General features: G+C 73.9%; 14 protein-coding genes and 3 tRNA genes. 12 read left to right on the plus strand and 5 right to left on the minus strand.

Annotation, left to right across the window (positions count from 1 at the left end; translation table 11 throughout):
• The first annotated feature begins 34 nt into the window (after positions 1–34).
• The 10 genes from ACI78S_RS12020 (at position 35) to ACI78S_RS12065 (ending at position 8,396) form a co-directional block, all read left to right on the plus strand.
• A complete protein-coding gene (locus ACI78S_RS12020) occupies positions 35–847 on the plus strand; it encodes a fumarylacetoacetate hydrolase family protein (RefSeq protein ID WP_456973487.1) in 813 nt (270 codons plus the stop codon).
• Positions 844–2,331, plus strand: a complete 1,488-nt coding sequence (gene gltX / locus ACI78S_RS12025) for a glutamate--tRNA ligase (RefSeq protein ID WP_456973489.1) — start codon at positions 844–846, stop codon at positions 2,329–2,331. The genes ACI78S_RS12020 and gltX overlap by 4 nt, the downstream gene beginning before the upstream one ends.
• 25 nt (positions 2,332–2,356) lie before the next feature.
• On the plus strand, positions 2,357–3,562 hold the full coding sequence (locus ACI78S_RS12030) for a CPBP family intramembrane glutamic endopeptidase (protein ID WP_456973491.1): 1,206 nt from the start codon (positions 2,357–2,359) through the stop codon (positions 3,560–3,562).
• Between the two features lie 62 nt (positions 3,563–3,624).
• Positions 3,625–3,696, plus strand: a tRNA-Gln gene (locus ACI78S_RS12035).
• Between the two features lie 34 nt (positions 3,697–3,730).
• A tRNA-Glu gene (locus tag ACI78S_RS12040) sits at positions 3,731–3,803 on the plus strand.
• A gap of 115 nt (positions 3,804–3,918) precedes the next feature.
• Positions 3,919–3,991: transfer RNA gene (locus ACI78S_RS12045), tRNA-Glu, on the plus strand.
• Positions 3,992–4,134: 143 nt separating this feature from the next.
• Positions 4,135–5,226, plus strand: a complete 1,092-nt coding sequence (gene galT / locus ACI78S_RS12050; protein ID WP_456973493.1) for a galactose-1-phosphate uridylyltransferase — start codon at positions 4,135–4,137, stop codon at positions 5,224–5,226.
• Positions 5,223–6,395, plus strand: coding sequence for a galactokinase (galK, locus tag ACI78S_RS12055; RefSeq protein ID WP_456973495.1), 1,173 nt, complete (start codon positions 5,223–5,225; stop codon positions 6,393–6,395). The genes galT and galK overlap by 4 nt, the downstream gene beginning before the upstream one ends.
• A 31-nt stretch (positions 6,396–6,426) precedes the next feature.
• The gene (locus ACI78S_RS12060) at positions 6,427–8,109 is read left to right on the plus strand and encodes a sodium:solute symporter family protein (RefSeq protein ID WP_456973497.1); all 1,683 of its coding nucleotides are present in this window, start codon (positions 6,427–6,429) and stop codon (positions 8,107–8,109) included.
• An 11-nt stretch (positions 8,110–8,120) separates the two neighbouring features.
• A complete protein-coding gene (locus tag ACI78S_RS12065; protein WP_456973499.1) occupies positions 8,121–8,396 on the plus strand; it encodes a hypothetical protein in 276 nt (91 codons plus the stop codon).
• 25 nt (positions 8,397–8,421) lie between these two features.
• Here the strand turns inward: ACI78S_RS12065 and ACI78S_RS12070 are convergent, their stop codons facing one another.
• The 3 genes from ACI78S_RS12070 to ACI78S_RS12080 all read right to left on the minus strand — a co-directional run bounded on the left by ACI78S_RS12070 (position 8,422) and on the right by ACI78S_RS12080 (position 10,894).
• Positions 8,422–9,531, minus strand: coding sequence for a sulfite oxidase (locus tag ACI78S_RS12070; RefSeq protein ID WP_456973501.1), 1,110 nt, complete (start codon positions 9,529–9,531; stop codon positions 8,422–8,424).
• Positions 9,532–9,587: 56 nt separating this feature from the next.
• On the minus strand, positions 9,588–10,163 hold the full coding sequence (locus ACI78S_RS12075) for a nitroreductase family deazaflavin-dependent oxidoreductase (RefSeq protein WP_456973503.1): 576 nt from the start codon (positions 10,161–10,163) through the stop codon (positions 9,588–9,590).
• A gap of 68 nt (positions 10,164–10,231) precedes the next feature.
• Positions 10,232–10,894, minus strand: coding sequence for an IclR family transcriptional regulator (locus ACI78S_RS12080; RefSeq protein WP_456973505.1), 663 nt, complete (start codon positions 10,892–10,894; stop codon positions 10,232–10,234).
• A 100-nt stretch (positions 10,895–10,994) separates the two neighbouring features.
• On the opposite strand from ACI78S_RS12080, the gene leuC reads away from it, so the two are divergent.
• Both leuC and leuD read left to right on the plus strand, forming a co-directional pair.
• Positions 10,995–12,419 carry a 3-isopropylmalate dehydratase large subunit gene (gene leuC / locus ACI78S_RS12085; protein ID WP_456973507.1) on the plus strand — a complete coding sequence of 475 codons (1,425 nt, stop codon included), beginning with the start codon at positions 10,995–10,997 and terminating at the stop codon, positions 12,417–12,419.
• A 5-nt stretch (positions 12,420–12,424) separates the two neighbouring features.
• Entirely contained in the window at positions 12,425–13,024 is a 600-nt protein-coding gene (gene leuD / locus ACI78S_RS12090; RefSeq protein ID WP_456973509.1) for a 3-isopropylmalate dehydratase small subunit, read from the plus strand.
• A gap of 84 nt (positions 13,025–13,108) precedes the next feature.
• On the opposite strand, the gene ACI78S_RS12095 is transcribed toward leuD, so the two are convergent.
• Together ACI78S_RS12095 and ACI78S_RS12100 are read right to left on the minus strand one after the other, a co-directional pair.
• The gene (locus tag ACI78S_RS12095; protein WP_456973511.1) at positions 13,109–14,026 is read right to left on the minus strand and encodes an NUDIX hydrolase; all 918 of its coding nucleotides are present in this window, start codon (positions 14,024–14,026) and stop codon (positions 13,109–13,111) included.
• On the minus strand, positions 14,010–16,097 hold the full coding sequence (locus ACI78S_RS12100) for an RNA degradosome polyphosphate kinase (RefSeq protein ID WP_456973513.1): 2,088 nt from the start codon (positions 16,095–16,097) through the stop codon (positions 14,010–14,012). Before ACI78S_RS12100 ends, ACI78S_RS12095 begins: the two co-directional genes overlap by 17 nt.
• Positions 16,098–16,126 lie beyond the last annotated feature (29 nt).

The following is a 16,126-nucleotide window of genomic DNA, read 5'->3' on the forward strand; positions in this document are numbered from 1 at the left end:
AGAACCTACGGCCCCGGGACGTAGCCTCGACGACGTGCGCATCGTCCGCTTCGCGAGCCCGCAGGGCATGTCCTTCGGCGTCCTGGACGGCGACGGCAACGTCGCCCAGATCGAGGGCCACCCGTTCGGCCAGATCAGCTTCACCGGCGCCCGGTACGCCCAGGCCGACGTGCGGCTGCTCTCGCCGATCCTGCCGAGCAAGGTGGTCTGCGTCGGCAAGAACTACGCCGAGCACGTCAAGGAGATGAACACCGGCGACGCCCCGAAGGAGCCGCTGCTGTTCCTCAAGCCGTCCACCTCGGTGATCGGCCCCGGCGACGCCATCCGCATCCCGCCGGGCAGCACCAACGTGCACCACGAGGCGGAGCTCGCCGTCGTCATCGGCGCCCGCGGCGCCCGGCACGTGCGCCCGGACCAGGTCGCCGGGTCGATCTTCGGCTACACGATCGGCAACGACGTCACCGAGCGGGACATGCAGAGGAGCGACGGGCAGTGGACCCGCGCCAAGGGCTTCGACTCGTTCTGCCCGCTCGGCCCGTGGATCGAGACCGACCTGGCCGGCCTGGGCAAGGACCCCGCCGACCTCGAGGTCACCTGCACCGTCGACGACGAGCTGCGCCAGTCCGGCCGCACCAGCCAGCTGCTGTTCGACGTCCCGACGCTGATCTCCTACATCTCCGAGGTGATGACGCTGCTGCCCGGCGACGTCGTGCTCACCGGCACCCCGTCCGGTGTCGGGCCGATCGCCCCCGGGCAGCGGGTCGACGTCACGATCGAGGGCCTCGGCACCCTGTCCAACCCGGTCACCGACGCCGACCGCACCTCGACGGCGGGGTCGCCTCGATGACCCCGCCGGCCACCGTCCGCACCCGGTTCTGCCCGTCCCCGACGGGCATGGTGCACGTCGGCCTCATGCGCACGGCCCTGTTCAACTGGGCGCACGCCCGGCACAGCGGGGGTCAGCTGGTGTTCCGCATCGAGGACACCGACGCCGCCCGCGACTCCGAGGAGTCCTACCAGCACCTGCTGCGCAGCCTGCGCTGGCTGGGCCTGGACTGGGACGAGGGGCCCGAGGTCGGCGGCCCGCACGGGCCCTACCGGCAGTCCGAGCGGCACGAGATCTACCGCGACGTGGCGGCGAGGCTGCTGGAGTCCGGGCACGCCTACGAGTCGTTCTCCACCAACGAGGAGGTCGAGGCCCGCCGGCTGGCCGCGGGCCAGGACCCCAAGCTCGGCTACGACAACGCCGACCGCTTCCTCACCGACGCGCAGAAGGCCGCCTTCCGCGACGAGGGCCGCCAGCCCGTGCTCCGGCTGAAGATGCCCGAGACCGACCTGGTGTGGGACGACCTCGTCCGCGGCGAGGTCCGGTTCGCGGCCGGCTCGGTCCCCGACTTCGTGCTGGTCCGCGGCAACGGCGTCCCGCTCTACCCGTTCGTCAACCCGGTGGACGACGCCCTGATGGGCATCACCGACGTGCTGCGCGGCGAGGACCTGCTGCCCTCCACCCCGCGGCAGCTGGCGCTCTACGCCGCGCTCACCGACATCGGCGTCGCCACCGGCACCCCGCGCTTCGGCCACCTGCCCTACGTCATGGGCGAGGGCACCAAGAAGCTGTCCAAGCGCGACCCCCAGGCCAACTTCGACGTCTACCCCGAGCGCGGTTTCCTGCCCGAGGGGCTGGCCAACTACCTGGCGCTGCTGGGCTGGTCGATCGCCGAGGACCGCGACGTCTTCTCCGTCGCCGAGATGGTGGAGGCCTTCGACGTCACCCGGGTCAGCGCCAACCCGGCCCGCTTCGACCTCAAGAAGGCCGAGGCCATCAACGCCACCCACCTGCGGGCGCTCCCGGTCGAGGAGTTCGTGCGGCGGGTGACCCCGTTCCTCGCCGGCGCCGGGCTGGTCGCCGACCCGCCGACGGCCGAGCAGAGCCGCGTGCTCGAGGCGATCGCGCCGCTGGCCCAGGAGCGCGTGGTCGTCCTCTCCGACGCCGTCGGGCTGCTCGGCTTCCTGTTCACCGAGGACGTCGAGATCGACCCCGCCGCGGCCGGCAAGCAGCTGGCCGGCGACGGCGCGGCCGAGGTCCTCGACGCGGCGTCGGCGGCGCTGTCCGGGCTGGCGGACTGGTCGACGGCGGCGATCGAGGAGGCGCTGAAGGCGGCGCTGGTCGACGGCCTGGGTCGCAAGCCCCGGCAGGCCTTCGGACCCGTGCGGGTGGCCGTGAGCGGCCGCACGGTGTCGCCGCCGCTGTACGAGTCCATCGAGCTGCTGGGCCGGGAGCGCACCCTGGCCCGGCTGGAGCGGGCCCGCAAGCTCGCCGGCGGCGAGTAGCCGCCGAACCGTGGAGGGAGCCGGGGTGAGCGCGTCCGAGCCGGAGCCCTACACCGGGCCGCCGCCGACCGGCCCCTACGGCGCGCCGCCCGCGGTGGCCGGGATCGGCGCGCCGTGGACCGGTTCCCCGCCGCCGGTGCCGGCGGTGCCCGCGCCGCAGCCGCCGTGGGCGCCCGGGCCGTGGGCCGGCCCCCCGCCGCCGTCGTGGCCGCCGGCCCCGGTCCCGTGGCCGCCGCCGGCCCCCTGGCCGCCGCCGCCCGGCGTGCGCTGGGAGCCGCCGCCGGGCACACCGCCGCACGACGTCCCCCAGCCCTTCCTGCACGCCATGCGGTCGCGGGACTGGCGCTGGTGGCGGCCGCTGCTCGGGCTGCTGCTGTTCGGCGTCGTGTTCGCCGTGGCGAACGTCATCGTGGTCCTCGTCGCACTGGTGACCACGGTCGGCGTGGACCTGGCGATGCAGGACCTCGTCGACCCGGCGACGCTGCTGGTCACCAACCTCACGCTGATCGCGGCGATCCCCACGGTGTGGCTGGCCTGGGGCGTGGCACACGGCATGCGCACCGGCTGGTCGTCGTCGGTGCTGGCGCGGCTGCGCTGGCGGCTGGTGCTGCCGTTCACGCTGCGCGCCCTGGCCACGCTGGGGGTCGGCATCGCCCTGACCGTCGGCATCGCCGTGGCCATCGACCCGGAGTCGGTCAGCGGGCCGGTGGAGGGGTTCGGCTGGCTGCTCGTCGTCGTGATCCTCACCACGCCGCTGCAGTCGGCGGCCGAGGAGTACCTGTTCCGCGGCTACCTCAGCCAGGCGATCGCCGGGTGGGTGCGGCACCCCACCGCCGGTGCGGTCGTCGCCGGCGTGGTCACCGCGGCGCTGTTCTCGCTGGCCCACGTCCCGCCGGACTTCCTGACCTTCCTCAGCCGTTTCGGCTTCGGCCTGGCGGCCTCGGCGGTGGTGTGGCTGACCGGCGGCCTGGAGGCGGCGATCGTGCTGCACGCGGTGAACAACGTGCTGGTCTTCCTGCTGGCGGGGGCGCTGGGGGACGCCGTCGCCACCGAGGACGTCTCCGGCCCGGGGCTGCTCGTCGTCCTGCTGGACCTGCTCGCCCTGGGCGCCTACGTCGCCGTCGTGGCGGTGTCGCGGAAGAAGCTGCGGCCGGAGCTGCGCACCGCCGCGCTGGACCTGCGGCAGCCGGTGGCCGGGCAGCCGGCCGGCGCCACGCCCGGGGGGTGGTGACCGCCCCCCGCGGAACGTCAGGTATCGTCTCTTCCTGGCGCCGCGAGGTGCCGCGCCACCCTTGGGGTATGGGGTAATTGGCAGCCCGACGGATTCTGGCTCCGTTAGTCTAGGTTCGAGTCCTGGTACCCCAGCGAGGAAGCCTGGTTCCTCTTGCACCACCCGCACGGCCCCGTCGTCTAGCGGCCCAGGACGCCGCCCTCTCACGGCGGTAGCGAGGGTTCGAATCCCTTCGGGGCTACGCACCGTCCGAGCGCCCCCGGTCCACCGCGACCGGGGGCGCTCGGCGTTCTCCGGCACCCGGTGTCCCCCCTGCCCCGCGGGCATGGGAAGATCGGTGCACCGACCTGAGTCACGGCCCCGTCGTCTAGCGGCCCAGGACGCCGCCCTCTCAAGGCGGTAGCGGGGGTTCGAATCCCCTCGGGGCTACTCCGAGCAGAGCCCCCGGCCACCCGGCCGGGGGCTCTGCCGCGTCCGGGATCCGACCGGCCCCGGGTGGCTCGTGATCACGACGCGGGGATAGCGTCCAGTGGGCCGACTCCCCGGCCCTCAGGACGTGGAGGTCGGCCCAGGTGATCCGGACGAGCCGTCGGCTGGCAGACGGCCGGGAGATTCTGTACTTCGACAGCGACGACGCCCCCCGGCCCCGCGACGCCGTCGACACCCGCGACCTGCCGGCGGTCAGCACCCGCTCCCAGCTGCGCTACGACGCCCTGCTCGGCGAGTGGGTGGCCATCGCCTCCCACCGCCAGACGCGCACCTTCCTGCCGCCGGCCGACGAGTGCCCGCTGGACCCCTCGCGGCCGGGGCGGCCCACCGAGATCCCGGAGGGCGACTACCAGGTCGTCGTGTTCGAGAACCGCTTCCCGTCGCTGGCCACCGCCGTCGACCGCGACGTGCCGCCCACCGCGCCGGGCGCCCCGCTCGCCGAGCTGCGGCCGGGCTTCGGCCGCTGCGAGGTCGTCTGCTTCACCGACGACCACGACCGCGTCTTCGCCGAGCTGGGTCCCGACCGGGCGCGGCTGGTGGTCGACGTCTGGGCCGACCGCACCGCCGCCCTGGGCGCGATCGACGGCATCGAGCACGTCTTCCCGTTCGAGAACCACGGCGAGGAGATCGGCGTCACCCTCTCCCACCCGCACGGGCAGATCTACGCCTACCCGTACCTGCCGCCCCGGCCGGCGAAGATCCTCGACTCCGTCCGCCGGCACCGCGAGCGCACCGGGGGCGACCTGTTCGCCGAGGTGGTCGAGAGCGAGCGGACGGGCCCGCGGGTGGTCACCGCCAACGAGCACTGGACGGCGTTCGTGCCGGCCGCCACCCGCTGGCCGTACGAGGTCCAGCTGTTCCCGACCCGCCGGGTGCCCGACCTGCCCGCGCTCGACGACGAGCAGCGCGACGCCTTCGTCGAGGTCTACCTCGACGTGCTCGGCCGCTTCGCGCACCGGTTCGACACGCCCATGCCCTACATCGCCGCGTGGAACCAGGCGCCGGTCCGGGACGGCCGGGACGACTGGTGGCTGCACCTGCAGCTGTTCTCCATCCGCCGGGCGCCCGGCAAGCTGAAGTACCTGGCCGGCTCCGAGTCGGGCATGGGCGCGTTCATCACCGACACGAACCCCGAGGACGTGGCGGAGCAGCTGCGAGCCGTGGTGGTCCCGTGAGCGACGAGCAGGCGGCCCGGACGGCGGTCGAGGCGTTCCGCGCCCGGTTCGGCGGCGAGCCCGCCGGCGTGTGGGCCGCGCCGGGGCGGGTCAACGTCATCGGGGAGCACACCGACTACAACGGCGGCTTCGTGCTGCCGATGGCCCTGCCGCACACCACCCGCGCGGCGGTGGCCCCGCGCACCGACGGCGTCGTCGCGCTCTCCTCGGTGCAGCAGCCCGACGACGACGTCGCCGTCCCCCTCGCCGAGCTCGCGCCGGGCAACCCCGGCGGCTGGGCCGGCTACCCGGCCGGCGTGGTGCACGAGCTGCGCACGGCGGTGGCCGCCGGCGGCGGGCTCTCGGTGCTGGTCGACAGCGACGTCCCGGCCGGCGCGGGGCTGTCGTCGTCGGCGGCCCTGGAGTGCGCGGTCGCCCTCGCCGTGCGCGACCTGTGCGCGCCGGACCTGGGCCCCGCGGACCTGGTCGACGTCGCGCGCCGGGCCGAGAACGACTTCGTCGGCGCCCCGACCGGCATCCTCGACCAGTCCGCCTCGGTGCTCTGCACGGCCGGCCACGCGCTGTTCCTCGACACCCGCGACCGCGGCAGCGAGCAGGTGCCCTTCGACCTCGCCGCGGCGGGGCTGGCGCTGCTCGTCGTCGACACCGGGCAGACGCACGAGCACGCGGGCGGCGGCTACGGCGACCGCCGCCGGGAGTGCGAGCAGGCCGCCGAGCGCCTCGGCGTCGGGCTGCTCCGCGAGGTCTCCGACGTCGGCACGCTCACCGTCCTCGACGACGGCACGGCCGAGGGCGCCGTCCTGCTGCGCCGGGCCCGGCACATCGTGACGGAAAACGCGCGTGTGCTGGAGGTTGTCGCCGCTCTGCGGGGTAAGGACGACGTCCGGGCGATCGGGCCGGTGCTCACCGCCGGCCACGCGTCCCTGCGCGACGACTTCGAGATCTCCACGCCGCTGCTCGACGCGGTGGTGGAGTCGGCGACGGCCGCGGGGGCGTACGGCGCTCGCATGGTCGGCGGCGGTTTCGGGGGCAGCGCGATCGCGCTGGTCGACGCCGACCGGGTGGACGCGGTGGTCGCGGCCGTCACCGAGAGGTTCGGTCGCGAGGGGGCCCCGCCTCCGCGCAGCTTCGTCGCCGTCCCGTCCGCGGGAGCCCGGCGACTCGTGTGAACCCCGCGTCCGCGGGAGGAAGAAGGCCTTCGTGGACACCCTGCGGCTCGACGCCACGTTCGTCGACTACGCGCTCGTCCTCGTCTACTTCGCCGTCGTCCTGGGCATCGGGTTCGCCGCCCGCCGCCGGGTCTCCGACAGCCTCGACTTCTTCCTCTCCGGCAGGTCGCTGCCGGCGTGGGTGACCGGTCTGGCGTTCATCTCGGCGAACCTCGGCGCGGTCGAGATCATCGGCATGTCGGCCAACGGCGCCCAGTTCGGCATGCCGACCATGCACTACTTCTGGGTCGGCGCGGTGCCCGCGATGCTCTTCCTGGGCGTCGTGATGATGCCCTTCTACTACGGGTCGAAGGTGCGCAGCGTCCCGGAGTTCATGCGGCGCCGCTTCGGCACCGGGGCGCACCTGGTCAACGCGCTGTCCTTCGCGGTGGCCCAGGTGCTCATCGCCGGCATCAACCTGTTCCTGCTCGCGACGATCGTCGAGTCGCTGCTGGGCTGGCCGCTGTGGGTGTCGCTGGTCGTCGCGGCGGCCGTCGTGCTCAGCTACATCACCCTCGGCGGGCTCTCGGCGGCGATCTACAACGAGGTGCTGCAGTTCTTCGTCATCGTCGCGGCGCTGCTGCCGCTGACCCTGATCGGCCTGCACCGCGTCGGCGGGGTCGGCGGGCTGATCGACCGGGTCACCGAGGCGGGTGACGAGGAGCAGCTGCGGTCCTGGCCCGGCACGGAGCTGTCGACCTTCGACAGCCCGGTGTGGTCGGTGATCGGGATCGTGTTCGGCCTCGGCTTCGTGCTCTCGTTCGGCTACTGGACGACGAACTTCGTCGAGGTGCAGCGGGCGATGGCGACCAAGTCGATGTCGGCGGCGCGCAGCACCCCCATCATCGGGTCGTTCCCGAAGATGTTCGTGCCGTTCATCGTGGTGATCCCGGGCATCATCGCCGGCGTCCTCGTGCCGGAGATCGCGCAGCTCAAGGCCGGGCAGGAGAGCGACCTCACCTACAACGACTCGATGCTCGCGCTCATCGAGGAGGTGCTGCCCAACGGCCTGCTGGGCATCGCGATCGCCGGCCTGCTGGCGGCATTCATGGCCGGCATGGCGGCCAACATCTCCGCCTTCAACACGGTCTTCAGCTACGACCTGTGGCAGCAGTACGTGAAGAAGGACCGGCCCGACGACTACTACCTGCGCGTGGGCCGCTGGGCCACGGTCGGGGCGACCGTGGTCGCCATCGGGACGGCGCTGATCGCCTCCGGCTACAGCAACCTGATGGACTACCTGCAGACGCTGTTCGGGTTCTTCAACGCGCCGCTGTTCGCCACCTTCATCCTCGGCATGTTCTGGAAGCGGATGACGGCGACCGCCGGCTGGACCGGCCTGGTGTCCGGCACGCTCGCCGCGGTGCTCGTGGCGGTGCTCAGCGAGGACGCGCTCGGCGCGGCCTCGCAGGGCGTCATCCCGCTCAGCGGCCAGGGGGCGAGCTTCGTGGCCGCCAGCGCCGCGTTCGTCGTCGACATCGTGGTCAGCGTCGTCGTCACCATGGTGACCCGGCCCAAGCCGGTCGCCGAGCTGGTCGGCCTCGTCTACTCCGAGACGCCGCGGGAGCAGCGCACCGACCCCGACGCCGCCCGGCTGCCCTGGTACCAGTCACCGACCAAGCTGGCCGGCATCGCCCTGGTCCTGGTCATCGCCCTGAACGTGATCTTCCGATGAGGAGTCCGGACATGAGCAGCACGGAGCACAAGGCGGGCGCGTTCGACGTCCGGGTCGTCATCGCGGGCCTGATCGGCTTCTACGGCGTGGTGCTGGTCCTCATGGGCCTGTTCGCCGACCCCGAGACCGAGAAGACCGGCGGCGTCAACGCGAACCTGTGGACCGGGATCGGCCTGGTCGTGGTGGCCCTCGCGTTCTTCCTGTGGGCGCGGCTGCGCCCGGTCGTCGTCGACGAGGCCGAGCTGGCGAGGGCCCGCGCGGAGGACGGCGACCGCCCCGCCCACTGAACGGGCTGCCGGTGCGGGACGCCCCTCAGGCCTCGAGGACGGTGACCGGGACCCGCTGGACGAGGTTGTTCGCCATGCCCTGCCGGTTCCACCGCTGCTCGACGGGCTGGGTGTCGCCGGCCTCGTCGGTGGCGCGGGCGAGGAGCTCGGCGCGGCCCGGGGTCGCCGTCCACTCGTGGCTCCACGCGCGCCAGGCGTACGGGTGCCCGGGGTCGGCCGGGGCGAGGACGGCGTCGGCCCAGGTCGCGCCGCCGTCGGTGCTCACCTCGACCCGGGTGACCGGGGCGCGGCCGGACCACGCCCGACCGGAGAGCGTCACCGCGCCGGCCCGCACGAACCGCTCGCGGGTCATGAAGTCCGGCCACCCGGGCGGGGCGAGCAGGGCGCGCGGCCGGATGCGGGTGACCGGCTCGCCCGGGTCGTCGGCGTCGACCTTGATCCGGTAGGCCGTGGCGTTCTGGAAGCCCTCGAAGGGGCGGTCGAGCACCTCGATCCGGCGCAACCACTTCACGTGGGCCATGCCGTACCAGCCCGGGACGACCAGCCGCAGCGGGGCGCCGTGCTGGGGCGGCAGCGGCGCGCCGTTCATGCCCCACACGAGCAGGACGTCCGGCCGCAGCGCCTCGGCCAGGGGCAGCCCGCGTGCGTAGTCCTGCTCCACGCCGCGCTCGACGCCGTGGTCGGCCCCGGTGAAGGCGACGTCCACCGCGCCGGGGGAGACGCCGGCCTCCTCCAGCAGCGGCGCCAGCGGTGTGCCCGTCCACTCCGCCGTCCCGACCGCCTCCAGCAGCCAGGGCTGGCTGACCGGCCGCGGCTCGTAGCGGGCCCGGCCGTTGCCGGCGCACTCCAGCAGCACGCGCGCGGTGACCTGGGGACGGCGCCGCAGCTCGTCCAGCCCGAGGGCGACCGGGCGCTCGACGGCGCCGCCGATCTCGAGCCGCCAGGTGCCGGGGTCGACGGCCGGGATGTCGTAGTGGGTGAGCACGTAGTGCAGCCCCGGCGGCGTGACGTCGTAGCGCAGCGCCTCCAGCGGCATCCCGTGGTTGCGGGTGGCCAGGGCGAGTTCGTCCAGCCCGATGCCCTCACCCGGCTCGGCGATGCGGGCGCGGCCGGCGTGCGTCTCCGTGGCGGTCATGGGAGCAGTGTTCGCCCGCCGGCCGGGGGAGGGGAAGCGGGGTCGGGTCCCCGCGGTCACGCCGGCTCGAGCACGAGCAGCGGGATCGTGCGCGGGGCGGCCCGGCGGGCGTAGGCGGCCCACGCCGGGTAGACGGCCAGTCCCGCCCGCCAGAGCCGCTCGCGCTCGTCCTCCTCCACCGGGCGGGCCCGCACGGCCCAGCGGTGGCCGCCGGTCGCCACCGACGCGTCGGGGTGCGCGACCAGGTTGTGGTACCAGCCCGGGTGGGAGCGCTGGCCCCAGTTGGAGGCCAGGACGACCATCCGGCCCGGCGCCCCCCGCGCCGAGCCGCGGGCCGAGGGGAGCGGTGCGTCGAGGGGCACGCCCAGCACGGGGACCGTGCGCGGTTGCCCGCTGCGCGCGCCGGTGGTGGTCAGCATGATCACCGGCAGCCCGGTCCCGAGCGAGGCGAACGTGGCCCGGCCGCGGGTGGCGCGGAAGACGGCGCGGTCGAGGTGGTGCAGCACCCGGATGTACACCCGCGACACCGGGCCGGTCCCGGCGAGGAAGCGTCCGAGGCGGTGGAGCGGGTTTGCGCGGGCGTAGGGCGTCGAGAAGGCGGGGACCGGGGCGTCGGCTCCGGGAGTCACCATGGCTCCTCCTCGGACGGATCGGTGGAGGGCCACCGAGTCTGGCCCGTTCCGGCCCGCTGCGGTACCGCCTACCGCGCGGCGCGGGAGATCGCCGCGGCGGCGTCGAGGACGGCGCCCACGACCTCGGGGGAGGGACGGCGGCCCAGCCGCTCGACCGGTCCCGAGATGGAGACCGCGCCGAGGACGCCGCCGACGCCGTCGCGCACGGGAGCCGAGAGGGAGGCGACGCCGGCCTCCCGCTCGGCGACGCTGTGCGCCCAGCCTCGCCGGCGGACGTCGAGCAGCGTCCGGGCGGTGAAGCTCGCCGAGGGCAGCAGCGGCGTCACCTCGTCGGCCGGGGCGAAGGCCAGCAGCGCGTGCGCGGCCGACCCCGCGGTCAGCGGCAGGCGGGCGCCCACCGGCACCGTGTCGCGCAGCCCGTGGGCCCGCTCGGCGGCGGCGATGCAGACGCGGGAGGCGCCGTCGCGGACGTAGAACTGGGCGCTCTCGCCGCTGAGGTCGCGCAGGGTGACCAGGTGGCGCTCGGCCAGCTCGGCCAGGTCGGGGCCGCTGCGGGCCAGCTCCCGCAGTCCCGGACCGGTGGCCCAGGCGCCGGCGTCGGTGCGCTCCACCAGCCGGTGCCCCTCGAGCGCGACGGCCAGCCGGTGCGCGGTCGCGCGGGGCAGACCGGTGCGCGCGACCAGGTCGGCGAGCGTGGCCGGCTCCTCGGCGACGGCCCGGAGGATGGCCACTGCTTTGTCCAGAACCGCGACGGGGTTAGGCTGTCCCACACAGCAATACTCGCATCCCAGAGAATGGGATGGCCAGTGAGATCCCCCGGAAGGACCCGCCGTGCCGAAGACCCTGGCCGAGAAGGTCTACGACGCCCACGTCGTGCGCAGCGCCGCCGGTGAGCCGGACCTGCTCTACATCGACCTGCACCTCGTCCACGAGGTCACCAGCCCGCAGGCCTTCGACGGCCTCCGCGCGGCCGGGCGCAAGGTCCGCCGGCCCGACCTGACGATGGCCACCGAGGACCACAACGTCCCGACGCTGGACATCCTCAAGCCGATCGCCGACCCGATCAGCCGCGCGCAGGTCGAGGCGCTGCGCCGCAACGCCGCCGAGTTCGGCATCCGGCTGGCCCCGATGGGCGACCGCGACCAGGGCATCGTGCACGTGATCGGCCCGCAGCTGGGGCTCACCCAGCCCGGCACGACCATCGTCTGCGGCGACAGCCACACCTCGACCCACGGCGCGTTCGGCGCCCTGGCGTTCGGCATCGGCACCAGCGAGGTCGAGCACGTGCTGGCCACGCAGACCCTGCCGCAGTACCGCCCCAAGCAGATGGCCGTGACCGTCGACGGCGAGCTGCCCCCGGGCGTCTCGGCGAAGGACGTCATCCTGGCCGTCATCGCCCGGATCGGCACCGGCGGCGGCCAGGGCCACGTCATCGAGTACCGCGGCAGCGCCATCGAGAAGCTCTCGATGGAGGCCCGGATGACGATCTGCAACATGTCCATCGAGGCCGGCGCCCGCGCCGGGCTCATCGCTCCGGACGAGACGACGTTCGAGTTCCTGAAGGGCCGCCCGCACGCCCCGCAGGGGGAGGACTGGGACGCCGCCGTCGAGTACTGGCGGACGCTGCGCACCGACGAGGACGCCGTCTTCGACCGCGAGGTGCGCATCGACGCCTCGTCGCTCACGCCGTACGTCACCTGGGGCACCAACCCCGGGCAGGGCCTGCCGATCTCCGAGCGCGTGCCCGACCCGGCCGACTTCGCCGACGAGCACGACCGCCGCGCCGCCGAGCAGGCGCTGGCCTACATGGGCCTGACCGCCGGCACGCCGCTGCGGGAGATCGCGGTCGACACGGTCTTCCTCGGCTCGTGCACCAACGGCCGCATCGAGGACCTGCGGGTGGCCGCGGAGATGCTGCGCGGCAGGAAGATCGACCCGAACACCCGGATGCTCGTCGTCCCGGGCTCGGTGGGCGTGAAGAACCAGGCCGAGGCCGAGGGCCTGGACCAGGTCTTCCTCGAGGCCGGCGCGGAGTGGCGCGGCGCGGGCTGCTCCATGTGCCTGGGCATGAACCCCGACCAGCTCAAGCCGGGGGAGCGGTCGGCCTCCACCAGCAACCGCAACTTCCAGGGCCGGCAGGGCAAGGGCGGGCGCACCCACCTCGTGTCCCCGGCCGTCGCCGCCGCGACCGCGCTGACCGGCCGCCTGACCGCCCCGGCCGACCTGTCCGACGTCCCCGCGACCGCTGGAGTCTGAACCCCATGGACGCCTTCACCACCCACACCGGCACCGCGGCCCCGCTGCGGCGGACCAACGTCGACACCGACCAGATCATCCCGGCCGAGTACCTCAAGCGGATCACCCGCACCGGGTTCGAGGACGGCCTGTTCGTCGCCTGGCGCACCAACGAGCCCGACTTCGTGCTCAACCGGCCGGAGCACGCCGACGCGTCGATCCTGGTCGCCGGCCCCGACTTCGGCACCGGCTCCTCCCGCGAGCACGCCGTGTGGGCGCTGCTCGACGGCGGCTTCCGGGTCGTGATCAGCTCCCGGTTCGCCGACATCTTCCGCAACAACTCGACCAAGTCCGGGCTGCTCACGGTGCTGCTGCCGCAGCCGGAGGTCGAGGCGCTGTGGACGGCGATCGAGGCCGACCCGGCCACCGAGGTCACCGTCGACCTGCAGGCCAAGACCGTCTCCTACGGCGAGGAGGTCGTGCCGTTCGAGATCGAGGACTACACCCGCTGGCGGCTGCTCGAGGGCCTCGACGACGTCGGCCTCACCGAGCGGCACCTCGCCGACATCGAGGCCTACGAGGCGCAGCGGCCGTCCTGGAAGCCGGCGGCCCTCCCCGCCCGCTGACGCCCGGCAGGGGTCAGACTCAGGAGGCTGTGCACACGGTTTCGAGCCCGATCCCGCGTGCACAGCCTCCTGTGCCCGTGCCGCCTACGGCGCCGGCGGCGTGAAGTCGCGGTAGTAGTCCGCGGCCAGCGCGCCGGGCTTGCCGCCGAGCGCCCACGTGCTGCCCTTGGCGGCCGGGGGCCAGGAGGCGCCGACCGCGCCCTCCCGGCGCACGCCCAGGCTCGACAGCACCGACGGGATGGCGCCGCCCTGGCTGCAGACCACCGTCACGCCGGGGTCGCGCGGGGCGAGCAGCCGCTCCACCAGCGCCAGCCCGGCCTGCGGGTCCTCGTGGTACTCCTCCTCGCCCAGCTCGCGGCAGGGCAGCACGTCGAGCCCCAGCCGCGCGGCCAGCGGCTGGACGGTCTGGGTGCACCGCACCCGCTCGGCCGACAGCACGGCCGTCGGGGCGAACAGCGGCAGCACCTCGGACAGCCGCGCCGCCTGGCGGCGGCCCTTGACGTCCAGCGGCCGCAGGTCGTCGGGACCGTCCCACTCGTGCTTGTCGCCCGCGCTGCCGTGCCGCACCAGCAGCAGCGACGGCGCGCGCGGGACGTCGTCGCGGGCCAGGTCGGCCAGGACGGCGCGGTCGTGGTCGTGGCTGAGCAGGTCGGCGGCCTCGTCCACGGGCAGCCAGCGCAGCTCGTCGACCTCGCGGTTGGGGGCGAACTCCCCGCCGACGGCCTGCATCAGCCAGTAGTCGACCTGCTTGTCGCCCTCCGGGACCTCGTAGCGGGTCCGCACGCCGCGGCGGCCGGCGACGACCGCCAGCCCGGTCTCCTCGCCCACCTCCCGGACCGCGGCCTGCAGCGGGTGCTCGTCGGGGTCGAGCTTGCCCTTCGGCAGCGACCAGTCGTCGTACTTCGGCCGGTGCACCACCGCCACCTCGAGCCCGCCGTCGGGCGTGGGGCGCCAGACCGCGCCGCCGGCGGCCAGCACCACCCGCTCAGCCAGCGTGCTCACCGGCCCGCAGCTGCAGCTCGGCCTGGTAGTCGCGCTCGCCGACGCGGGCCCACGCGCCGTCGGGGCCCAGCTGCCAGCAGCGGACGTCGGGCGACATGGCGTTGTCGAAGATCGCCTGCAGCTCCTGGCGGGCCACCTCGTCGCACACCTTGAGCAGCACCTCGACGCGCCGGTCCAGGTTGCGGTGCATCAGGTCGGAGCTGCCGAGCCAGAACTCGGGCTCGCCGCCGTTGACGAAGGCCATGGCGCGCGAGTGCTCCAGGAAGCGCCCGACGATCGAGCGGACCCGGATGTTCTCCGACAGCCCGGGCACGCCCGGCCGCAGCGCGCAGATGCCCCGGATGAGCAGGTCGACGGGCACGCCGGCGTTCGAGGCCTCGTACAGCGCGTCGATGATCCGCTCGTCGACCAGGGCGTTGACCTTGATCCGGATGCCGGCCGGGCGCCCCTCCTCGGCGTGCCGGACCTCCCGCCGGATCTTGTCGACCAGCCCGCTGCGGATGCCGCGGGGAGCGACCATCAGCGTCCGGTACGTCGTCTGCCGGGAGTAGCCGGTGAGGGTGTTGAACAGGTCGGTGAGGTCGGCCCCCACCCGCGGGTCGGCGGTCAGGATGCCGAGGTCCTCGTAGGTGCGCGCCGTCTTGGGGTTGTAGTTGCCGGTGCCGATGTGGCAGTACCGGCGGATCACGCTGCCCTCGCGGCGCACGACCAGCGCGGTCTTGCAGTGCGTCTTGAGCCCCACCAGCCCGTAGACCACGTGGCAGCCGGCACGCTCCAGCGAGCGCGCCCAGCTGATGTTGGCCTCCTCGTCGAACCGCGCCTTGATCTCGACCAGGACGACGACCTGCTTGCCCGCCTCGGCGGCGTCGATGAGCGCGTTGACGATCGGCGAGTCGCCCGACGTGCGGTACAGCGTCTGCTTAATGGCCAGCACGTTCGGGTCCGCGGCAGCCTGCTCGATGAAGCGCTGCACGCTCGTGGCGAACGAGTGGTAGGGGTGGTGCACGAGCACGTCGCCCTCGCGCAGGGTGGCGAACACGCTCTTGGGCGTCTCGCCCTCCGACAGCCGCGGGTGGGTGGCGGGGACGAACGGCTCGTCCTTCAGCTCCGGGCGGTCGAGGTCGTAGAGGCCCCACAGCGACGCCAGGTCGAGCAGGCCGGGCACCTCGACGACGTCCTCGCGGGCGATCTCGAGCTCGGAGAGCAGGAGCTCGAGGATCTGCGGGTCCATCGTGTCGGTCACCTCGAGGCGCACCGCCGGGCCGAACCGGCGCCGCGCGAGCTCCCGCTCCAGCGCCTGGAGCAGGTCCTCGTCGCGGTCCTCCTCCACCTCCAGGTCGGCGTTGCGGGTCACCCGGAACAGGTGGTGGGCCACCACCTCCAGGCCCGGGAACAGCTGCGGCAGGTGCGCCGCGATGAGGTCCTCGAGCGGGAGGAACGTCGCGCCGCCGCCCACCTGCCCGACGGGCACGAACCGGGGCACGTTGTTGGGCACCTTCACCCGGGCGAAGTGGGTCGTCCCCGCCTCGGGCTCGCGCACCGAGACGGCGAGGTTGAGCGAGAGCCCGCTGATGTAGGGGAACGGGTGCGCGGGGTCGACGGCCAGCGGCGTCAGCACGGGGAACACCTGGTCGCGGAAGTACTCGCGCAGCCGCATGGCGTCGGTGTCGGAGAGGTCCTCCCAGTGGACGAACCGGATGCCGGCGTCCTCCAGCCGCGGGGCGACGTCCTTGAGGAAGACGTTCGCGTGGCGGTGCACGAGGTCCTGCGTCCGCTCGATCACCCGGGCCAGCTGCTCGCGGATGGTGAGGCCGTCGGGGGAGCGCACGGTCAGGCCGGTGCTCTGCCGACGCTTGAGCCCGGCGATGCGCACCATGAAGAACTCGTCGAGGTTGCCGGCGAAGATCGCGAGGAACTTCACCCGCTCCAGCAGCGGGTTCGTCTCGTCCTCGGCCAGCTCGAGGACGCGGGCGTTGAAGTCCAGCCAGGACAGCTCGCGGTTGAGGAACCGGTCGGGAGGCAGCCGATCCTGAGCTGCAGCGGTCCGGGCGGACGAGGTTTCCGGGGCCACCCCGTCATCGTGCCGCACGAAGGTGAACG

It is taken from the genome of Geodermatophilus sp. SYSU D00815 (assembly GCF_054050035.1).